This is a genomic window from Acinetobacter sp. YH12070 (assembly GCF_013419625.1).
In the GTDB taxonomy this organism is placed as follows: Bacteria; Pseudomonadota; Gammaproteobacteria; order Pseudomonadales; family Moraxellaceae; genus Acinetobacter; species Acinetobacter amyesii.
In genome coordinates this window covers 1-21,152 of record NZ_VOZT01000032.1, presented here as the reverse complement: position 1 = coordinate 21,152, position 21,152 = coordinate 1, and the positions used below count along the sequence as shown (strand labels likewise).

Below are 21,152 nucleotides of genomic sequence, written 5' to 3'. Positions count from 1 at the left end.
CACTACAATAGCGCCACGTATTTCAAAGCTGTAATTTAATGACTTGGCTGATTTTTATTCTTGGTGCCATCTTTGCGGGATTCGTACAAGGATTAACAGGGTTTGCATTCGCCCTTATCGCAATGTCATTTTGGGTTTGGATACTCCCCCCACAAATAGCCGCACCCTTGGTGGTCTGCGCTTCAGTTTATAGCCACTTCATCTCATTATCATCAGAACGCAAAAGCATTCCGATCAATAAAAAAATCATTTATCCCTATTTAATTGCAGGAATTTTAGGTGTACCGCTCGGTACGTATTTATTAGACAGCATTAATCCAGATACATTTAAATTGGTTTTGGGCGCTTTTTTAATGTTTTGGTGCCCAATTTTATTTTTTAATCCTAAATTTTCATTCATCCAAAAATCAGGGAAATGGGCGGATTCTAGTATTGGATATATTGCTGGAATCTTGGGTGGTCTTGGAGGCTTTTGTGGTGCATTACCCTCTGCATGGCTCATGCTGAAAAATACACCCAAAGCAGAACAACGCTATATTTTGCGACATTTCAATTTAGCCATTCAGCTCGTTACACTCATCAGCTATCTGCTACAAGGGATCATCCATCGTGAACATCTGCCCTATTTAGCCGTGCTGTTGGTAATTATGGCTTTTCCAGTGATTTTTGGTGCCAAACTTTTTTATCGCATTTCAGAACGCCAATTTAAGCATATCGTGTTAGGGCTATTATTTTCTTCAGGCTGCTTTTTGGTAACGATGAGTATCTTAACCTGATGACTCAAAACCTAAAGATATTTGTCCAAATCATTCTAGAAAAACCCCTTCTCAGTTAGATATTCACATCTTGTAACAATGACACAGTTCACATTTAAATAAAAATTAGCCAAATGGTAAAAAAGTAATTAATTTTTCTGACGAAAATTAATAGAATATTGCACCTCATAATTTTGCTTAAAATAAAACCATGAAAAAGTTCATCCTGCTTGCAGGTGTAACTCTGCTTAGCGGCTGTATGTTTGGCACGTCCAGCGAAATTAAAAAAGCTGAAAAACTACTCTCACATTTTCAATGCAATAATATTGAAAGTTCACATATGACTCATAGCTCGATTACAAGTTTTCATGAAGAAAAACTGGCATCAAGTAAACAAAAGGTCGTGTCATATATCGACAGCTATAAAGAAGGCGAAAAATTATTTCGTATCCCGCTCATCGATGTAGTTGATCAGCAATACATAATTTATAAGGCGGCATGTCAAAATCTGGGCGGTATCCATCCCGATTTTAATGATTAATTTCAATATAAAAATCTAAACAGAAGAATCTAAATAGAAGAATCTAAACATAAAAAAGGACAGCCGATGCTGTCCTTTTTTTTGGATTGTTGGATTAGTGATAGCGTGTATCGACACTGAATTTTTCAGGAAATTTGGCATGTATTTGCGCGTAAAAATCCATGATTTCAGCCATATCTTTTTCATAATCGCCTGTAGGATAAACAATTTTACCCACCCCAGTCTTTTTCTGCGCATAGTCCATATAGGCTAAAGCAATCGGCACACCCGCTTGCATAGCAACATGGTAAAAACCAGTTTTCCACTTCTCTTGTTTGGCGCGTGTCCCTTCTGGCGTCACCAACATGACCAATTTTGGATGATGCTTGAACAAGTCAGCCATCAGCTCAACCATACTTTGACGTGCTTCACCATCTTGTTTTGGACGACGATTAATACCAATTCCGCCCATAGCACGTACAAAAGGTCCAAACGGAAATTTCATATAACTGTCTTTAATCGTGATACGAACATTTACCCCTAAAGCTTTCAGGGCAAGGCGTGCATAAAGTGCATCCCAATTACTGGTATGTGGCGCTGCAATCATGACACATTGGTCAATATTTAAATCCCAATGGTTATCAATTTGCCACCCCATTAAGTTAAGACTTTTTTCCGCTGTTTTTTCAAACACAATTTGCACCGACAGTTTTTTCTATGCCGCAGAGTTTAACAACGCAAAATAATTATAAAAGCCTATATTGTTCAGTTATTCACCAATTAATATATAAATGTCCTTTAGCGTTCACTTTTAGGTAAGTCACCAATATTTTTTCATTTACGAATTATTAAAAAACAAATTTCAGTTTTGACCCATTAACCAAACACACAATTGTTAACAGGAATAGGCTATTTTTCTTGCGCAATAATAGTCACGCTTAGCATTATATTGGGTACGTACGGTGTATAAATCTCATGAAAAAACTAATGCTCGCTCTCTGTATGGTCAGTGCAACCTTAACGGCATGTTCAAAAACCAGCAATGAATCTGAAACTGCGACACCACCAGATAATAATGTCATTGCCAATACAGACGCAGCCTCAGAAAGTCCGATTGCCACAGGTGATAACACCGAAAATGCACTTGATTGGGCAGGTGAATATAAAGGGATTCTGCCTTGCCATGATTGCAAAGGGATTGAAACTGAGCTTGAACTCAAACTCGATAAAAGCTACGAGCTTAGCCAAGAGTTTTTAGGCAAACCTGCAAACACTGAAAATAAAGTAAAAGGCAGTTTTAAGTTTTTGCCAGATCAACCTGGGATGATTCAACTTGATGCCGAGGGCGACAATCGAATTTACTTTGTAGGTGAAAACTTTATTGAGCTTCGTGGTGATAAAGGTGAAAAACTAGAAATGCCTGAAGTAAATCTTAAACTCACCAAAAAGCTTGATTAGTGTTTTACTCTAAATAGGATTTTTTGTTTAATCCAAATGTATCAACGGGTTAATTATTTTCCGCCAAATACATAAGAAAGACCTACACGACCACCAACTTCGCTACCACCAGCAACACCAATTGCAGCGCTAAGTGAAGTACGGCCATCACCATAATAGCGAGCACACCTGCAAAAATTGGACGTTCAATAAAAAATTTTGACAGCATAGAACAAGATCACTTTTTGGTGGCGATTGGGCTTAAACACGCAATATTTTTCTTCAAATTAACATAGGCGAGTGGATCTTCCGTGACTGAAAATCAAAAAATTATACTTTTTCACAAAAATATTGTTTTTTCTTCATTTTTTCTCACAGATTTTTGTATTTGCCCTCCCAATTTTGGGATAGCTCCTAGATTCATCTTATTTCTATACTTCTGACATAACAATTTGGATGACAAGGAATTCATGATGAAAAAAACGTTAATTTGCTTAGCCTTAGCAGGTTTACTCAGTGCATGTGGCGGGTCAGACAATGATTCTGGTAGCAATCAGAATCCGCCACCGAGTTCAGCAACACAGATTGGTGTACTGACCGATGGCCCTGTAACTGGGGTTAAATATCTCAGAGCTTCGAGTTCAGGTGAAAGTATTGAAGGTATCACCAATGATAAAGGTGAGTTTGAATATGCTGAGGGTGATACTGTTCGCTTCTTTATTGGTGATGTGCAACTTGGTGAAGCCATTGAAGCTAAAGCACGTATTACCCCACTAGATTTGGCTGAAAGTGAAAATGCCCGTACCAACTTAATGGTATTTTTACAATCTTTAGATAGCGATGGCGACCATAGTAATGGGATTGAGATTAGTGCAGAGACTCAAGCAGCCTTCAATACTGTAAATCTAACTTTTGAACAAAATAGCACCGATTTCACAACTGAAGTGCTTAGCAAAACAACCCTCACAGTTGACCAACTCGTGACACCTGAAAAAGCTGCAGAAAACTTCCAAGCCACTTTCTATAAAGATATTGCAGGCACTTGGGAAATTGGGCGTACTGAAAGCACTGCTGTTATATTACATATTTTACCAGACGGACGTTATGCGCTAGGTGAAGCAGATGTAGCTGATGAAACAGGGAAGTCTGGTATCGAAACAGGACGACTAAATTGGAATGCTTTAACTTCAGCGCTGAGCCCTGTGATCTCAGTAGATACTAATGGAGACTACGGGCTTTCACATCCAGACAATGATGGTCATTACCGCCTAAGTTATAACGGTACAGATTTAGTGCTGACTGATGTAGGAAGTAATAGCACTTATATTTTAACTAAAGTCAAACAATCATCAGGTTTAGTCGGCACTTGGCAATTTAATCAAACTCATTTATTTGCTTTCTTTGACACAGGATTCTATTTCTTGTTAGACACTGAAGGCGATGATGATTGCGCTAACCCAGGTATTGAATATGGCAAATATTCAATGACAGCCAATACACTTGCCGCAACAGAAGTGTTATATGACACCAACGATTGCGGTGGCTTACAAGACTCTTGGGATGGCAGTAAAGTGAATGCAACTTACAGCATCTCAGGAACAAGCCTAACCTTGCATCCGCAAGGCGAAGACTCTGTTACCCTACAACGTAGTAACTAAACATATTCAAAAGCTGCCTAAGCCAAACTTAGGCAGCTTTAACCAATATGCTCAAAATGAATGGTACAACCCATTAATAAATGCATAAGTTCAATTTGCGAGTTGCATTGGGTTTTTTCATAAATATTTTTAAAATAAGTGCGCACCGAACTGAGGGTAATCCCGCAATGTTCCGCAATTTCTTCTAACTTATAACCATTCAACAACAACTCACACAACTCAAACTCACGTTTAGATAATTGATAAGCTTGCTGCAAATAGGCTTGTGACAAGGCATAGTGCTGATGCATATCGGTCAGAAATACCGCAATTTGATGTTGTCCTGCATTTTGATGCTGCATATTTTTTAATTTAGAACAAGGTACGATAGTCAGCATTAATTGTTGTCCTTTCGCATCTGACAAAGACAATACACCGCCTACATCTGCGTTTAATGCCGACTGTCCCAACAACGCTGAATGTAATAATTGATCTAAACGACTTTGATCATAAGCATGGGTTTTTAAACGATTATACAAGTCCAAATCTAAACATGAATCGTGTTCCAGCATGCTTTGAGCTAAAGGGTTTGAATAAGTCAAACTCAGCTGATGATCAAGCAAAATTACACCTGTTTTTAAATGATCGAGCACGCTATACAAACTTAAATTTTCTTGTTTAACCAAACTAAACTGACGATGGATTTGTAAGGCACGGCGTAAATGCACACCCAAATGCTTTAAAAAATCCAACTCTTTTTGTTGATACGGCGCTACATCTGGCGCACGGTGTAATCCCAAAACCGCCCAGCGATGTGAACCCTGATCGAGCAAAACAGCCGAGATATAACTAATTCCCGTCGGATTTAAACACCGTTCATAAAAGATATATTCATCACTTTCAGGGTTTTCCCCATAATGCGATAAATCCGAGCTCGCTACTTGGCCCACACCTAAATTTTCCCACAATACTCGGTGTAACTGCATGTCAATCACACGAATCCGCTCATCACGATAGGCATGCAAAGCTTCATCTGGAATATTGTGACTAAATAAAAAATCGTAACTTGGACTAAATTGATCTAAGGCAGTAAAAATGGCGGTTTTACTGTCTGTATATTGAACAATTTTTTCAATTACTTGCGGCCATAAATTCACATCTACAGCGGCATCATAAATACTGCCTATAATTTCGTGTTCTCGGTTATCCATTTTTATCCCCTTTATGCCTACTCCAATCTGCATTACATTTATTTAATCATTTGTTTTTCTTATTGTTCTAAAAAGAATAATGAGTTTTATTCACAAAAAAAGGAGTTTAAATACATATTACACATTTAATGTGTAAATAAAAAATAGCTAGGTGATTTTGTCTTTTCATGTGTGCAATCTCTACATTACAAAAACTACGCCATAAAAAAAACCCCGTATCTGACGATACGAGGTTTTTTAAGTTTGGGTACGCTGAGGTTTACATCATACCGCCCATACCACCCATGCCACCCATATCTGGCATTGCTGGCTTGTCTTCTGGGATTTCAGTGATCATACATTCAGTTGTAAGCATAAGACCTGCAACAGATGCAGCATGCTCAAGCGCAGAACGAGTCACTTTAGCAGGGTCAAGAATACCCATTTCTAACATATCGCCATACTCTGAAGTCGCAGCGTTGTAACCGAAGTTACCTTCACCGTTTTTCACAGCATTGATTACAACTGATGGCTCATCACCAGAGTTTGCAACGATTTGACGAAGCGGTGCTTCAATTGCACGACGTAAAATGTTGATACCAACATTTTGGTCATCGTTAGCACCAGACACACCTTCAAGTGCTTTTGCAGCACGTACAAGTGCAACACCACCACCTGCTACAACACCTTCTTCAACTGCAGCACGAGTTGCATGAAGTGCATCGTCAACGCGATCTTTCTTCTCTTTCATTTCAACTTCAGTTGCAGCGCCGATTTTGATTACAGCAACACCGCCTGCCAATTTAGCAACGCGTTCTTGAAGTTTTTCTTTGTCGTATTCTGAAGTTGATTCTTCAATTTGAGCACGAATTTGAGTTACACGTTCAGCAATTTGCTCTGCAACACCTGCACCATCAACAATTACTGTGTTTTCTTTAGAAACAGTAACTTTATGCGCTGTACCTAAGTGCTCAAGTGTAGTTTGGTCTAAAGACATACCAACCTCTTCAGAAACTACAGTCGCGCCAGTTAAAATCGCGATGTCTTGAAGCATCGCTTTACGACGATCACCAAAACCAGGTGCTTTAACAGCACAAACTTTGATAATGCCACGCATGTTGTTTACAACAAGAGTTGCAAGTGCTTCACCTTCAACATCTTCAGCAATGATAAGAAGCGGTTTACCTGTTTTAGCAACAGCTTCAAGTACAGCAATTAATTCGCGGATGTTGCTGATTTTTTTATCAACAAGAAGAATGTATGGGTTTTCAAGTTCAGCTGTTAGTGTATCTTGTTTGTTTGCAAAGTACGGGCTGATGTAACCACGGTCAAACTGCATACCCTCTACAACATCTAGAGAATCTTCAAAGCCTGAACCCTCTTCAACTGTAATTACACCCTCTTTACCAACTTTTTCCATTGCTTGAGCAATAAGTTTACCAACAGTGGTGTCAGAGTTCGCAGAAATAGAACCTACTTGTTCAATCGCTTTAGAGTCAGATGCAGGTTTTGCAGTCGCTTTAATTTCAGCAACTACAGCTTTAACCGCGATGTCGATACCGCGTTTAAGATCCATTGGGTTCATACCCGCAGTTACTGATTTAATCCCTTCATTAAGGATTGCTTGTGCAAGAACAGTTGCAGTTGTTGTACCGTCACCCGCGATGTCGTTGGTTTTTGAAGACACTTCACGAACTAGCTGAGCGCCCATGTTTTCAAACTTGTCTTTTAACGTGATTTCTTTAGCAACAGAAACACCATCTTTAGTGATGTGCGGTGCACCGAAAGAACGGTCGATGACAACGTTACGGCCTTTAGGACCTAAAGTCACTTTTACAGCATCTGCAAGTACATTTACACCCGCGATCATTTTTGAACGCGCTGAATCACCAAATTTTACGTCTTTAGCTGACATGTTTAACTCCGAATCTTTTTAAAATTTTTAACAATTTATGATGAATAAAAGGGTCTAAATGCGTGTACGAAACTTAAGCTTCAAGTACCGCTAAGATGTCAGACTCTTTCATAATAAGAAGCTCTTCGCCTGCTACTTTTACTTTTGTACCGGCATAAGTGCCAAACAATACGTTGTCACCAACTTTAACGTCTAATGCACGTACGCCATTGTCAGTTACTTTGCCATTACCTACAGCGATTACTTCGCCTTGAGCAGGTTGTTCAGCTGCTGAAGTACTTAAAATAAGACCACCAGCAGTTTTAGTTTCCTTTTCAACACGGCGAATCACAACGTTGTCATGCAAAGGACGAATATTGCTCATAGTTAACTCCAGACTAAGTCTATTTACTAGATAAAAGACGATGACATTTTGATTTCCGTAAGCCATCGACAAAAAATAATTTAGATGACACTTTTGTGGGGATGGAAAAAAACCCTTCAAGGGCAAAATTTAATTTTTTTCATTTTTTTGTATTTTTTTTCTTCAAAATTTAAATTTAAAGGATTAAAGCTCATCCAAAATATGAGTACTAAGATTTTCTTCGAATATTTTTAACTTTGAATGATAAAAATAATGCTGCACATTCATCTGCTCATCAATGACATTAAAACTGTTGGCAAGGTTATCGTGTAGGCGATATGACGTTGCAGTTCCAGCATGAATATCCCAAACTGGATGCGCAGCACCTAAAGCATAAATCTGATTGAGGTCATAGCTGGCTGGAACATGTAAATGTCCATGCAATAAACCATTTAAACCGTGTTGACTCCACTGTTCGAGTGCCAAACGCCCTTGAACAGGACAATCTTTCACACCATGCGGGTCATTGGGCGGCGTATAAAAAGGTTGATGCGCTATGATTAATTTCACTTTATTGGGCGGCGCATGTTTAAGTAATTCCTTGACATGATGTATTTGCTCGAGCGATACATGCCCTCGCGTATGGTAACGACGACGAATACTATTGATCCCAATTAAGTAGAAATGCTCGGTTTCCAGTACATTTTCCATGGCACCAAAAAATAGTTGATAACGTGCAAAAGGACTAAAAACACGGTTCCATAAATGATACAGCGGAATATCATGATTCCCTGGCACAACGATATAAGGCAGCTTTAAGCTTTCTAAAAATTGCTTACATGCATAAAACTGACGATAGCGCGCACGTTGGGTTAAGTCTCCACTGGCAACCACGGCTTCGATACGATTTTCACGACAAAATTGCTGAATCGCGCGCATACACTCTGGCTTTTCAGTGCCAAAATGCAGATCAGACAGATGCAGTATCATGTGGCACCCGTATCTTTAAGGCTTGTTTTTGCACTCGAATTTTAAGCGGCGGTTTCATTTCTACAATCTCACCATCCACAGCAACGGTCATTTTTTTTCGTTGAGTATGTATCGTGACTTCATTAGCGGCAAAACTATACACATCTGGCGCATTGTCGATATTGCCACGGATCAACTGCCATAAAATTTTAAATAAAGTTTTCTTATCACTTTTTGCGACCACCACACCTGCAACTTTACCTGCTGCTGCATCTTTAGCAATTTGCAAATTTAAATCGGCCAATTGCAATTGGTTATTACCAAAAAAGATCAAAGGCGTTTTGACTGGATAAATATGATGATCAACTTCGATTTCCAATTTCAACTCTTTACGATCTCGAATCAGCACATCCAAACCTGAGGTATAAGCATGCAATGGGAAACGACCAAACTTCTGATTATAAAACTCTCTTTTTTGTATAAATAATGGATACAAGCCCAAACTGGCATTGTTTAAATAGATATGTTCATTGATTTGCGCCACATGTACCTGTCGATTATTGCCTGTCGCAATGACCTGTGCTGCTTGAATTAAATCGAGAGGAATATTGAGTACGCGCGCCACATAATTAAATGTGCCTAAAGGTAAGATCCCCATTGGAATATCGGTATGCATCAACCGATGAGCAACTGCATTTAAGGTTCCATCACCACCTGCAGCAACGACAACGCCCAAATTATCTGGGTCTTGGTGGCGTGCAAACACCTTGCTCATTAAAGTATCAAAACTGGCTTCCTGCCCAAGCTCAAAAGACTGTATTTCGAAATCATGATCGGATAATATCCGCACAAGTTCCTCGTAGACTTCATCTTTGTTTGCAGCATGAAATCCTGATTTTTTATTATAAATAATAGATAAAGGCTTGGCTTGTTTAATCACTTTTTATACATCTTGGCCGCTTAGTTTTGTATTTTGTCGAATTTAACAGCAAATAATAGCGCCTTTATGTAAAAATCGAATTACCACCATTTATTTAATCAATAATAATTCTCAAATATCAAATACATGCAACTTTTTGTTTTTATTAAAAATAAATATATAAAATATTGTCCATCACGTTAATAAATAAAGTTAAAATTCGCGATAAAATCTATTAAGTTATTGTATTTTATTTACATTTAACTTAAATAGCATTAACTACCAAAAAAAATCTACCACTTCTTTAGTCTTATTTTTTTTATGATTTTATGCTTTAATACAGCCACTTTTTTTCATCTTTTATCTGCATGATGTAACCCATGATGCAGATTATACTTTGTACGGTTAGTACATTTTTGAGATAGGCCTCACCATGACCCAAGTGAACGCACCAGAATTCGTTCGTCACCCTAAGCTAATTGCTTGGGTGGAAGAAATTGCCAAATTAACCAAACCAGCAAAAATCGAATGGTGTGACGGTAGCGCAGAAGAATATCAACGTTATATCGACTTGATGATCGCTAACGGCACTATGCAAGAACTTAACCAAGAAAAACATCCTGGTTCTTACCTTGCTAATTCTGATCCTTCTGACGTTGCTCGTGTTGAAGGTCGTACTTACATCTGTTCTGAAAAACAAGAAGATGCAGGCGCAACAAACAACTGGGAAGCTCCAGCTGAAATGCGTGCTCGTCTGAATGGTTTATTTGACGGTTCAATGAAAGGCCGTACTTTGTACGTTGTTCCTTTCTCTATGGGTCCTTTAGGTTCTCATATTGCTCACATCGGTATCGAACTTACTGATTCTCCTTACGTTGCTGTAAGCATGTCTAAAATGGCTCGTATGGGTAAAGCTGTTTATGACGTACTTGGTACTGACGGTGACTTCATTCCTTGCGTACACACTGTTGGTGCTCCGCTTGAAGAAGGTCAAAAAGACGTTGCTTGGCCTTGCAACCCTGAAAAATACATCGTTCATTATCCAGAAACTCGTGAAATCTGGTCTTACGGTTCTGGTTACGGCGGTAACGCATTGTTGGGTAAAAAATGCCTAGCTTTACGTATTGCATCTTCTATGGGTCGTCAACAAGGTTGGTTAGCTGAACACATGCTAATCCTTGGCGTGACTAACCCACAAGGCGAAAAACACTACATCGCAGCTGCATTCCCTTCTGCTTGTGGTAAAACAAACTTCGCGATGTTGATTCCACCAGCGGGTTACGAAGGTTGGAAAATTGAAACTGTAGGTGACGATATTGCTTGGATCAAACCAGGTGAAGACGGTCGCTTATATGCAATCAACCCTGAAGCTGGTTTCTTCGGTGTAGCACCTGGTACAAATACCAAGACTAACCCGAACTGTATGGCAACACTTCACAAAGACGTAATCTATACCAACGTTGCTGTAACTGACAACGGTGAAGTATGGTGGGAAGGTCTTTCTAAAGAAGTACCTGCTAATCTAACTAACTGGAAAGGTCAACCACACACCGGCGAAGAAAAAGCAGCTCATCCAAATGCTCGTTTCACTGTTTCAGCTGGTCAGTGTCCTTCTATTGATGCTGACTGGGAAAATCCAGCAGGTGTTCCAATTTCTGCGTTCATCTTCGGTGGTCGTCGTGCAGACACAGTGCCTCTAATTTCAGAAGCATTTGACTGGGTTGACGGTGTTTACAAAGCTGCAACTATGGGCTCTGAAACAACTGCTGCTGCTGTTGGTCAACAAGGTATCGTTCGTCGTGACCCATTCGCAATGCTTCCATTTGCGGGTTACAACATGGCTGACTACTTCTCTCACTGGTTAGAACTTGGTGAAGAAGTTGCTGCTAAAGCTAAAGCTGCTGGCAATAAACTTCCTGGTATCTACAACGTGAACTGGTTCCGTCGTGATGCTGAAGGTAACTTTGTATGGCCTGGTTTCGGTCAAAACATGCGTGTTCTTGAGTGGATCATTGACCGTTGTGAAGGTCGTGCAGACGCTGTTGAAACACCTATCGGCCTTGTTCCAACATACGAACAATTGAACTGGACTGGTTCAGACTTCACTAAAGAGCAATTCGAGCTTGTAACTTCTCAAGATAAAGATCAATGGATCAAAGAACTTGAAAGCCACACTGAATTGTTCAACAAACTTGGTGATCGCTTACCAAAAGCACTTAAAGTACGTCAAGACGAACTTTTAGAAGCTGTAAAAAAATCTGCTTAATTGGCCTTTAATTTCCCTCCTTTAAAAGAGGGATTAAGAAAGATTTAAAAGACCGCCTTGCGCGGTCTTTTTTATATCAACTAAGCCACATCTTGAGCTTTTTGCTTTATACGTATTGCCATTAAGTATTCATCCAAAACATCAACTTCAGCTGCACTGAATTGCAAATATAACTTTGTCCGTCTTTGCAAAATATCTTCAGAACTTCTCGCCCACTCCTGCTCAACTAAATAATCCACTTCTTGAGCATACAAACCATGTCCAAAGTTTTGACCCAATTCATCAATCGAAGTTAAATGATTCAGTAAAGCCCAAACACGTGTTCCATAAGCATGTGCCCAACGACTGGCTAGACTGATCGAAACCCCTCGCACTTTTTGTTGGATTTCAGCTATCAACTGCTCGATTGATTCTAAATTTTCCGCACCAGGCAATGCTGTATCAGCAGTCCAAGGTTTGGATCGATGATGAAAAACAGTTTTAAGCTGATCTAATGCCGCTTCTGCTAGTTTTCGGTAAGTGGTAAGTTTGCCACCAAAGATTGAAAGTAATGCAGCCCCTTCTACATCGGTCAGTGCCAAAGTATAATCTCGCGTGACTGCGGCTGGATTATCTGACTCATCATCACACAGCGGACGCACACCTGAATAAGTTGAAATGATGTCCGTTTGCGTCAATTGAGTTTTAAAGTGATCATTTGACACATCAAGCAAGTAATCGATTTCTTCTTGGCTTATCTTTACTCGATTTGGGTCTGCATGATATTCACGATCTGTCGTGCCGATCAGTGTAAATTGTTCTAAATAAGGGATCGCAAAGACAATGCGATGATCATCATTTTGCATAATAAAAGCTTTATCACCCTCAAAAAGTTTTGGAACAATGATATGACTACCTTGTATCAGCCGTATACCATAAGGTGACTCTTGCTTTAACCCCTGTTTTATAAAGTCAGCGACCCAAGGACCTGCCGCATTCACCAAGACTTTAGCCTGCACATTTTGCAATCCCTTGGCATTTTTTAGACATACCTGCCAAATTCCACCTTTACTATATGCATTTAAACATTCTGTTCGAGTCAGAATCTGTGCACCATGTTCTCGTGCTTGTATTGCATTGAGTACAACTAAGCGTGCGTCATCTACTGCACAATCGGAATATTCGAACCCTCGGGTAAATTTGGATGCTAAAGGACTAGCTTCCACATCAAATTCAATTCCATTTGAACCTGCAAGCTGTTCACGTTTACCCAAATAATCATAAAAGAATAATCCAGTACGAATCAGCCAAGCCGGACGTAAGTGCGGTTCATGTGGCATGATAAAACGCATCGGTCGAATAATATGAGGGGCTTTTTTAAGGAGAACTTCGCGTTCTGCGAGTGCTTCACGTACCAAACGAAATTCTTTATGTTCTAAATAGCGCAGACCACCATGAATTAATTTGCTACTTGCAGATGAAGTATGGCTCGCGAGATCGTCTTTTTCACAGAGCAAAACACTTAAACCCCGCCCCGCAGCATCACAGGCAATACCAACACCATTAATTCCACCACCAATGACCACCATGTCATATATTGATTGTTGTTCTGTATTCATCGCTCCCTCCCACTCTATCTTTTTATTCAACAATGCTTCGTTTTCTTTGCTTTATTATTTTTCTCATTGATCATGATTTTTTGATCAAGATACCTATTTTGGTCACGATATCCTTACGCTGAGTTTTTGTATTCCTCATTAAATGAGAAGTTATATTTTAAATGTACGTTTAAAAGCCTGCTGGCTCAAGCATGAAATCAATCATTTTAAAGTCAGAACCTATATTCAAAGCAAACATAATTACAAGCAGTTGATTTGTATTTTTTTTCAACCTAATCTTTTTTAAAATTTTATTTCAAGCTTTTATATATTGCATGTTCAGCTGCAGAAGCCTTCAGTTTTGATGTACCCCGTTTATGCACTTACAGATACCATCTTTGGTGGTACTGCAGAATTTTTTGCCCTAAGTTTCAAAGAAGCTGGCTATGAGACATGGTTCTTCATCTATGTAACCATCATGATTTTTATTTCATTATTGGTCTACGTCTTTATGAAAGACACCAAACACCATTCCAAAATTCAGGAGCATTGATCAGGTTCATTTGATGATGACTTATTGATCAAGCTGATCAAAAACAGCATGTTTTCCCCATCAAAGCCTCAGTCTATGAGGCTTTGTTTTTTTTCATTTAGTCGTGAAAAATGTATCTGGTCAAAAATATCGCATTTTATAGACTAAAGTCGCATGATTTTCTGCGACAACAGGAGTATAAATTAAATAAATATAGTTCCATCTCCCATTTCGACAAAATATATTGATTTAAACTTTTCCCAAAGAGTTTAAATGGATATGTTTTGCATTCATTCCTTGGAGAATGATGTGTCAAACTCATCTGAGCCAGTTGTTCCTGAACAATTGGATAGAAAAACTCGTGTCAAATCTATCCTCGGCGGATCTGCCGGCAACCTCGTTGAATGGTACGACTGGTATGTCTACGCTGCCTTTACCCTTTACTTTGCACCGCAATTTTTCCCTGATGGTGACAATACTGTAAAACTCTTACAAGCGGCTGCAGTCTTTGCACTCGGTTTCTTAATGCGTCCAATCGGCGCATGGGTCATGGGTATTTATGCTGACCGTAAAGGTCGTAAAGCAGGTTTAACGCTGTCTGTATCGTTGATGTGTGTCGGCTCACTGATGATCGCATGTGCACCAACCTACGATTCTGTAGGGATGCTCGCACCCGCTATTCTACTTTTAGCGCGTTTACTCCAAGGCTTAAGTGTTGGTGGTGAATATGGTTCTAGTGCCACCTATTTGACTGAAATGGCAGGTAAAAACCATCGCGGTTTCTTCTCAAGTTTCCAATATGTCACACTGATTTCAGGTCAGCTATTGGCTCTTTGCGTTTTAATTATCCTACAACGCAATTTCTCCGAACAAGCTTTAACTGAATGGGGCTGGCGTGTTCCATTCTTCATCGGTGCGTTGCTCGCTATTGTGGTGTTTTGGATTCGTCGCGGTTTAGTTGAAACTCAATCCTCTAAAGAAGCCCAAGAACAGGCTAAAAATGGTGGTCCAAAATCAGGTGCTTTAGCGTTATTTACCAAATACCCTAAACAAGCCTTCACTGTGATCATGTTAACTGCCGGTGGTACTTTAGCGTTCAACACCTTTACCACTTATTTGCAAAAATATTTGGTCAACACGTCTGGCTTTGAAAAAACCACAGCTACCGAAATTACCACTGCTGCGATTTTCATCTTTATGCTTTTACAACCTGCTGTCGGTGCGCTTTCAGACAAAATTGGTCGTAAGCCAATTATGATCGCCTTTGGTGTGCTTGGTGTGCTGTTTACCATTCCTATTTTCAATGGTATCGGTTCAACTACCAGCCCAACCACAGCATTTATGCTTTGCATGAGCGGTATGGTGATTGTTACTGGTTATACTGCGATTAATGCCGTAGTAAAAGCAGAGTTGTTCCCTGCACACATCCGTGCCCTAGGTGTTGCATTGCCTTATGCCATTGCAAATACACTCTTTGGTGGTACCGCAGAACTTGTAGCTTTGAGCTTCAAAAATGCAGGCCATGAAAACTACTTCTTCTACTACATTACATTCATGATTGGTTTATCTTTAATTACCTATGTCTTCATGAAAGATACTAAAAAACATAGCATGATCACTGACGATTAATTCGCTCAGCCCTGCTATTCCACTTAAGCTCATCAAAGCCTATTTTGATGAGCTTTTTTTATCTCCATTTCCATCTACTCATCGTTTCGGCTGCATCAAAGATTTAATCAAACTTCTTTGGCTTTCTTGGTTTTCGCCATCGAGTCGACAGACGGACTATGGCATACTGAACATACAAATACACACGGCGAATGAATGATGAAAAATATTTACAAAGTTTTAAGTTTGGGTATTGTTGCAATGTCGATGGCTGCTTGCCAAAGCACTCCACGTGCTTTTAATGGTCAAACGGGCTTTCAAATAGAGTCCAAATCTGCAGATAGCGCAACACTTGCATATACTTTAGCGGGTCGCCAAAACCAACAACTGGATGCCAATAAATTACAACGTGCTTGCCAAAAAGTATTAAATACGCAAAAGACCTATAAATTACAAATCTTAAGCGTGAACGAAATTGCAAATCCTGCTTTGGAAAATACCCAGTACGGCCGTCAAATTGGTAATACACGTGCGAACTTCGGTCTATCAAATACTCCTGATCTACGTAACTCTGAAAACTTAGGCGCGCGTAATGCACTCGATGCTCGCCCTGCAACCTTACGTGTGGTTCGCTATAACTGTTCTTAATCAAATTTGCAGTTTAAAAGACAAAAAATAAGACGCTTAAAGCGTCTTATTTTTTATGGGTTTAATATTTATAGGGTTTTATAAAAACTCACATTACGAAACTCAGGTGATTCATCCAAATCAGGCCATGTCGTCGCGCTTCGTTCATCGAGTTTTTCATATTTAGGATGACTAAAGTTTTTCACACGACTGTCTGCCACCCACACTTCTGGAGCAAACTTTAAAAACTCATCCAAAAAGAAACGGTTGCATTGGTCATATAGCACATCTGCAGCCAATAAAATATCGACTTGTTCGGCTTTATACAGATCGTCCAAATATTCGAGTTCAACATTATTCAACTCTGCATTGGCACGGCATGCATCTAGGCTCACTTGGTCGATGTCACAGCAGATCACGCGTTTCGCCCCTGCCATTTTTGCTGCAATCGCCACCACACCTGAACCTGCACCAAAGTCCAACACCACTTTATCTTTGACATGATGGGGTTCAGCCAACAACCACTGCGCCATTGCAAGCCCTGAAGCCCAACAAAAAATCCAATACGGCGTATCATTCCATATACGACGAATGACTTCATTATCCAATTTATCGGTTGGAAATACCGGTGGGATCAACCATAAAGAAATCGGGGTTTCAGGCAACTGTTGAGCATGTAATTCACAATGTGGAATGACTTCATGCAGTGCTTTAAGTAAATGTTCAGGGGCTTTGGGAAATTGGAAAGTACAGCTCATTAGAATTTTATTTTTCGAATATGCAGAGTTTTAGTGTCATAAAAGCCTAAATTAAGATCGGAAGTTCCCTCTCCTGAGCAAAATTTAAAGCACTGCTTTTAAATTGAAGCGCAAGAGAGGGTTAGGGAGAGGATTATTTATAAAAAGCACCCTCATCCTAGCCTTCTCCCAGAGGGAGAAGGAAAAACCGACAACATTAACCTAAAGCTTTTTCAGCAGCTTCAACAGTTTGACGAATCAACGTTGTAATGGTCATAGGGCCTACACCACCCGGAACAGGTGTATAAGCAGAAGCAACTTCTTCAATACCCACCAATTGGATATCACCTACACCGCCGCCATCACGTGGATGAAAGCCAGCATCAACAACCACTGCACCTGGTTTGATCCAATCTTTTTGAATCAATTCAGCTTTACCTACCGCACCCACAATAATGTCAGCTTGCTTAACAAAGTCAGCTAAGTTTTGAGTACGTGAGTGGCAAGTGGTCACTGTTGCATTCGCTTCAAGTAGCATCGCAGACATTGGTTTACCCAAAATTGCAGAACGACCCACAACAACCGCATGTTTCCCTGCGATTTCAATGTTGTTTTCTTTTAAAATGGTCATGATGCCTGCAGGAGTCGCAGAACCATATGCTGCTTCACCCATTGCCATACGGCCGAAACCTAAGCAGGTCACGCCATCCACGTCTTTTTCAAGAGAGATCGCATCGAAACAAGCACGCTCATCAATTTGAGCAGGTACGGGGTGTTGTAACAAAATACCGTGAACATCTGGATTTGCATTCAATTTTTCAATTTCAGCAAGCAATTGCTCAGTTGTGGTTTCTTTAGGAAGCTCAACTTTTAATGAATCCATACCAACACGGCGGCAAGCATTCCCTTTCATACGTACATAAGTTGCAGATGCACCATCGTCACCTACCAAAATAGTCGCAAGAATTGGGGTACGACCAGTTTTCTCTTTTAGCGCTTCTACGCGAGTCAACAAGTCAGCTTCAATTTTCTTCGCCAATGCACGACCATCTAAAACTAATGCCACGGCACTTCTCCAAGTGATGATATGAATCAATTTTGCACATAATACATGATTATATTAAATTTTTTACCTTGTATGCTGCTTTTATGCTCATACAGATGAATCTGCTATTGTTTTTTTTTCAGAGCTTGCTAATATACGCATCAACAAGACATGGCGGGGTGGCAGAGTGGTCATGCAGCGGACTGCAACTCCGTGTACGCCGGTTCGATTCCGACCTCCGCCTCCAATCTTGTTAAGCCCGAGTGGTGAAATCGGTAGACACAGGGGATTTAAAATCCCCCGCCCACAAAGCGTGCCAGTTCGAGTCTGGCCTCGGGCACCATTCTTCTACTACTGAAGATGGTGTAATAAAGAACCCAGCGATAAGCTGGTTTTTTTATGCCTAAAGTTTAGTAAGACAATAAAAAAGAGGGACATCGCCCCCTTTTATTATTTTAAAACACCCTGCAAATACATCGCGTTTTAAAAATAATCCTTTAGATCACTTCAACCACAATCTTACCCACATGGTCGCCTGTATCCATGGCTGCATGTGCTTCTTGAATTTGATCAAACTTAAATGTTTTGTAAATCATTGGCAGGCATTCACCTTTAGACCATAACGGAACAACATTTTCCTGAATGCCTTTGGCAATCTCTGCTTTTTCTGCAGTATTACGCGCACGCATGGTTGAGCCTGTAATCGTCAAGCGCTTCATCATGATTTGACCCAATTTCACCTCTTTGGCTTTTGCACCGCCTAAAAATGCGATATAGACCAAACGACCATCACGACGCAATAGATTGAGGTTCTGCGCCAAATACGGTGCTCCAACGATATCTAGAATGACATCTACACCTTGCTCATTGGTCGCTTCATTAATCACTTGCTCAAAGTCTTGCGTCTTGTAGTTAATCGCATGCGTGATATCAGAGATCGCTGCCACTTTTTCATCTGAACCGACTGTTGCAAAGGTTTTCATCCCAAGCGCATTACAGAGCATGATTGCCGTGGTTCCAATACCACTGGTTCCACCATGTATCAGCACCGTTTCACCTGCTTTGGCTTGACCCATTTGGAATACATTCGCCCAAACGGTAAAGAAGGTTTCAGGAATCGCAGCAGCTTGCACATAGCTGACATTTTCAGGAATATTTAAAGTTTGGCTTTCAGGTACTACGCAATATTCGGCATAACCGCCACCATTAGTCAGACCACATACCTTGTCACCCACTTTAAATTGGGTAACAGCTTCACCAACCGCAACAACCTCACCAGCTACTTCTAAGCCCGGTACTGGTGTTACCCCTTTCGGCATTGGGTACAAGCCTTGACGCTGCAAGATGTCTGGACGGTTGATACCAAAAGCATGCACTTTAACCAAAACTTCATCTGCTTTCGCTGTAGGTACGGCTACCGTTTCATAAGCCAGTTTATCAACACCGCCCGGTTCAGTAATAATGACCTGCTGCATGCTTTGCTGTGACATTGTTTTTCCTTTTCAATTATTGACTATTCATCTATCTCTGCACTATTTGAACATAGAAATGGCACAGAATGAATAAACATGGACTTATGTATAATCTGTACTGTATTTCGTAAATGAATAATAGGCCGAGCATGTCTCAGATCATTGAATACAATGAAGATAACGCCCATGACTATGAATGGTTTGATGGTTTTGCCGTGATTCGCTTCTATGCTGACTGGTGCGCGCCCTGTGTGCAGAACTATCCTGTATTTGAGCAGTGTGCAAGCCAAATGTCAGCAGAGCATGCACGGCTCAAATTTGGCAAGGTGAATGTTGATTCCTCGCCTATTCTAACTTTGCGCTATAACGTTTATGGTCTACCTTCAACCTTAGTGTTTTATCGCGGACAAGTGATTCAACGTATTGCAGGTGTCAAATCACTGACTGAATTAACAGCCATCATTCTAAGCGCGATGCAAGCACACTCAGACGATGACTAAGCAAATTTTCCTTTTATTTGGATGCAGGCTCATTTGGTAGACGCACAAACTTCATTAACGTATTACGCACCAATGGCAACACGATCAAAATAAGTGGAAATGCCATCATCCACGATAAGCTCCAAGCATGTAACCAAATCCCTAAGAAGCCCTCAACCGCACCTACTTTTAAAAAAATATTAAAGCAAGAAATAGCACCACTCATAATGCCAGATAGGATCAAAGGCATTAACCACGTAAGATGCTTAGGATGAAATTTTGGGAGATTATTCATGGCTTTCACCTTGTTCTATCGTTGCTGATTGTGCATTTTGAGTTTTCACGGTTTGTTTTAGAGTTTTCATAAATTCAATAAATTGCGGTAAAAACTCCTTAAATAAAGGGATGTCTTTATTTTCCAGCAAAGTTTCACCAAACAGTTTCAGACCAACGGCAAAGGCTTTGGTCTTTTCACCATCTAACAATTGCGCTTTGCTCAAATGCTCCAGCACCTTAAACATATCATCATGGTTGTAGGCCTTAAACTGCAAAGCTTCAGTATAGGTCGATGGATTGCCCTGCGCATCGGCAATGTGTTTGAGTGTAATTTCATATTGATGCTGTTTCACTAAGACACCTCCATACGGCTGATTTCGACTGCCGCCTGATCGATTTTTTCTGCAATGGCATACACCTGTTCAGGTGTCAGTTCACAGTGCTGAATTTTGATGCGCAGTGATGCTTTTAGGTTTTCCATCGCGCGTTTAATGTCGACATATTGTTCATTGTTATGAATTTGCTTGCGGGTATCAAAACGGCAGAGGATTTTCTCTACTGTGGCTTTTTCTGCATCTAGGTGTTGTATGCCTGACTGCGTAACGCTGTATTGTTTACGGTCTTCGGCATTCAGTTCTGCGTGTATGTATTGCTGTTCTTCGAGGTAATTCAGCGTTGGGTAAATTGTCCCTGTGCTTGGACTGTAACCGCCGCCAACGATAGAGGTGGTCCCACATGTTTGAACAACTAAAAGCGTATTTATAAGTGATATTCCGCTCTAGTTAAGCCACCTTGTTTTGTTGGGGTAGCTGATCATAGTAAAACTCATTTGGTGTCATTTTGTCTAG

Annotated in this window: 21 protein-coding genes, 2 tRNA genes and 2 pseudogenes; 11 read left to right on the top strand and 14 right to left on the bottom strand. The window is 40.2% G+C overall.

Going from position 1 to position 21,152, the window contains the following annotated elements:
• The first annotated feature begins 38 nt into the window (after positions 1–38).
• Together FTU17_RS10680 and FTU17_RS10675 are read left to right on the top strand one after the other, a co-directional pair.
• The gene (locus FTU17_RS10680) at positions 39–776 is read left to right on the top strand and encodes a sulfite exporter TauE/SafE family protein (RefSeq protein WP_180055799.1); all 738 of its coding nucleotides are present in this window, start codon (positions 39–41) and stop codon (positions 774–776) included.
• 190 nt (positions 777–966) lie between these two features.
• Positions 967–1,296 (top strand): hypothetical protein, encoded by a 330-nt coding sequence (locus FTU17_RS10675; protein ID WP_078189873.1) that lies wholly within the window; start codon positions 967–969, stop codon positions 1,294–1,296.
• Positions 1,297–1,390: 94 nt separating this feature from the next.
• Here FTU17_RS10675 and FTU17_RS10670 read toward each other — a convergent pair whose 3' ends face one another.
• Positions 1,391–1,969, bottom strand: coding sequence for a 1-acyl-sn-glycerol-3-phosphate acyltransferase (locus FTU17_RS10670; RefSeq protein ID WP_171262613.1), 579 nt, complete (start codon positions 1,967–1,969; stop codon positions 1,391–1,393).
• Positions 1,970–2,250: 281 nt separating this feature from the next.
• Between FTU17_RS10670 and FTU17_RS10665 the strand changes: the two genes are divergently transcribed.
• The gene (locus FTU17_RS10665; RefSeq protein WP_180007485.1) at positions 2,251–2,733 is read left to right on the top strand and encodes a copper resistance protein NlpE; all 483 of its coding nucleotides are present in this window, start codon (positions 2,251–2,253) and stop codon (positions 2,731–2,733) included.
• A gap of 82 nt (positions 2,734–2,815) precedes the next feature.
• Here FTU17_RS10665 and FTU17_RS17520 read toward each other — a convergent pair whose 3' ends face one another.
• On the bottom strand, positions 2,816–2,941 hold the full coding sequence (locus tag FTU17_RS17520; protein WP_257222683.1) for a hypothetical protein: 126 nt from the start codon (positions 2,939–2,941) through the stop codon (positions 2,816–2,818).
• A gap of 244 nt (positions 2,942–3,185) precedes the next feature.
• On the opposite strand from FTU17_RS17520, the gene FTU17_RS10660 reads away from it, so the two are divergent.
• Positions 3,186–4,370: a hypothetical protein gene (locus FTU17_RS10660; protein WP_180026658.1), complete on the top strand. Its 1,185-nt coding sequence runs from the start codon at positions 3,186–3,188 to the stop codon at positions 4,368–4,370.
• Between the two features lie 38 nt (positions 4,371–4,408).
• On the opposite strand, the gene FTU17_RS10655 is transcribed toward FTU17_RS10660, so the two are convergent.
• From FTU17_RS10655 to FTU17_RS10635, 5 genes are all read right to left on the bottom strand, one after another.
• Positions 4,409–5,560, bottom strand: coding sequence for a LuxR C-terminal-related transcriptional regulator (locus FTU17_RS10655; protein ID WP_180135436.1), 1,152 nt, complete (start codon positions 5,558–5,560; stop codon positions 4,409–4,411).
• Positions 5,561–5,819: 259 nt separating this feature from the next.
• Positions 5,820–7,454 (bottom strand): chaperonin GroEL, encoded by a 1,635-nt coding sequence (groL, locus tag FTU17_RS10650; RefSeq protein WP_078192965.1) that lies wholly within the window; start codon positions 7,452–7,454, stop codon positions 5,820–5,822.
• Between the two features lie 73 nt (positions 7,455–7,527).
• Positions 7,528–7,818 carry a co-chaperone GroES gene (groES, locus tag FTU17_RS10645; protein ID WP_078192966.1) on the bottom strand — a complete coding sequence of 97 codons (291 nt, stop codon included), beginning with the start codon at positions 7,816–7,818 and terminating at the stop codon, positions 7,528–7,530.
• Between the two features lie 183 nt (positions 7,819–8,001).
• Complete coding sequence (locus FTU17_RS10640; RefSeq protein ID WP_180135434.1) at positions 8,002–8,787, bottom strand: metallophosphoesterase; 786 nt, start codon at positions 8,785–8,787, stop codon at positions 8,002–8,004.
• Entirely contained in the window at positions 8,768–9,706 is a 939-nt protein-coding gene (locus tag FTU17_RS10635; RefSeq protein WP_180003946.1) for a diacylglycerol kinase family protein, read from the bottom strand. Before FTU17_RS10635 ends, FTU17_RS10640 begins: the two co-directional genes overlap by 20 nt.
• 412 nt (positions 9,707–10,118) lie before the next feature.
• On the opposite strand from FTU17_RS10635, the gene FTU17_RS10630 reads away from it, so the two are divergent.
• The gene (locus FTU17_RS10630; RefSeq protein ID WP_180003944.1) at positions 10,119–11,951 is read left to right on the top strand and encodes a phosphoenolpyruvate carboxykinase (GTP); all 1,833 of its coding nucleotides are present in this window, start codon (positions 10,119–10,121) and stop codon (positions 11,949–11,951) included.
• A gap of 80 nt (positions 11,952–12,031) precedes the next feature.
• On the opposite strand, the gene glpD is transcribed toward FTU17_RS10630, so the two are convergent.
• Positions 12,032–13,549, bottom strand: coding sequence for a glycerol-3-phosphate dehydrogenase (gene glpD / locus FTU17_RS10625; RefSeq protein ID WP_180003942.1), 1,518 nt, complete (start codon positions 13,547–13,549; stop codon positions 12,032–12,034).
• Between the two features lie 355 nt (positions 13,550–13,904).
• On the opposite strand from glpD, the pseudogene FTU17_RS10620 reads away from it, so the two are divergent.
• From FTU17_RS10620 to FTU17_RS10610, 3 genes and pseudogenes are all read left to right on the top strand, one after another.
• A pseudogene (locus FTU17_RS10620) lies at positions 13,905–14,081 on the top strand (alpha-ketoglutarate permease); the annotation flags it as partial.
• 288 nt (positions 14,082–14,369) lie between these two features.
• Entirely contained in the window at positions 14,370–15,689 is a 1,320-nt protein-coding gene (locus FTU17_RS10615) for an MFS transporter (protein ID WP_078190125.1), read from the top strand.
• A gap of 198 nt (positions 15,690–15,887) precedes the next feature.
• The gene (locus tag FTU17_RS10610) at positions 15,888–16,316 is read left to right on the top strand and encodes a hypothetical protein (protein ID WP_180041678.1); all 429 of its coding nucleotides are present in this window, start codon (positions 15,888–15,890) and stop codon (positions 16,314–16,316) included.
• Positions 16,317–16,384: 68 nt separating this feature from the next.
• Here the strand turns inward: FTU17_RS10610 and FTU17_RS10605 are convergent, their stop codons facing one another.
• Positions 16,385–17,053: a methyltransferase gene (locus FTU17_RS10605; RefSeq protein ID WP_180020683.1), complete on the bottom strand. Its 669-nt coding sequence runs from the start codon at positions 17,051–17,053 to the stop codon at positions 16,385–16,387.
• A 196-nt stretch (positions 17,054–17,249) separates the two neighbouring features.
• Complete coding sequence (folD, locus tag FTU17_RS10600) at positions 17,250–18,098, bottom strand: bifunctional methylenetetrahydrofolate dehydrogenase/methenyltetrahydrofolate cyclohydrolase FolD (RefSeq protein WP_078192972.1); 849 nt, start codon at positions 18,096–18,098, stop codon at positions 17,250–17,252.
• Between the two features lie 152 nt (positions 18,099–18,250).
• Here folD and FTU17_RS10595 point away from each other — a divergent pair.
• Both FTU17_RS10595 and FTU17_RS10590 read left to right on the top strand, forming a co-directional pair.
• Positions 18,251–18,324 (top strand) — tRNA-Cys (locus tag FTU17_RS10595).
• 10 nt (positions 18,325–18,334) lie between these two features.
• Positions 18,335–18,420 (top strand) — tRNA-Leu (locus FTU17_RS10590).
• A 154-nt stretch (positions 18,421–18,574) separates the two neighbouring features.
• Here FTU17_RS10590 and FTU17_RS10585 read toward each other — a convergent pair.
• Positions 18,575–19,567 carry an NAD(P)H-quinone oxidoreductase gene (locus FTU17_RS10585; protein WP_180135432.1) on the bottom strand — a complete coding sequence of 331 codons (993 nt, stop codon included), beginning with the start codon at positions 19,565–19,567 and terminating at the stop codon, positions 18,575–18,577.
• 131 nt (positions 19,568–19,698) lie between these two features.
• On the opposite strand from FTU17_RS10585, the gene FTU17_RS10580 reads away from it, so the two are divergent.
• Positions 19,699–20,049, top strand: coding sequence for a co-chaperone YbbN (locus FTU17_RS10580; RefSeq protein WP_180135430.1), 351 nt, complete (start codon positions 19,699–19,701; stop codon positions 20,047–20,049).
• Positions 20,050–20,062: 13 nt separating this feature from the next.
• Here the strand turns inward: FTU17_RS10580 and FTU17_RS10575 are convergent, their stop codons facing one another.
• From FTU17_RS10575 to FTU17_RS17665, 3 genes and pseudogenes are all read right to left on the bottom strand, one after another.
• A complete protein-coding gene (locus tag FTU17_RS10575; protein ID WP_180003934.1) occupies positions 20,063–20,323 on the bottom strand; it encodes a DUF2798 domain-containing protein in 261 nt (86 codons plus the stop codon).
• On the bottom strand, positions 20,316–20,657 hold the full coding sequence (locus tag FTU17_RS10570; RefSeq protein WP_180003932.1) for a DUF3861 domain-containing protein: 342 nt from the start codon (positions 20,655–20,657) through the stop codon (positions 20,316–20,318). The genes FTU17_RS10575 and FTU17_RS10570 overlap by 8 nt, the downstream gene beginning before the upstream one ends.
• A pseudogene (locus FTU17_RS17665) lies at positions 20,657–21,028 on the bottom strand (PadR family transcriptional regulator); the annotation flags it as partial. The gene FTU17_RS10570 and the pseudogene FTU17_RS17665, both read right to left, overlap by 1 nt.
• Positions 21,029–21,152: the final 124 nt, after the last annotated feature.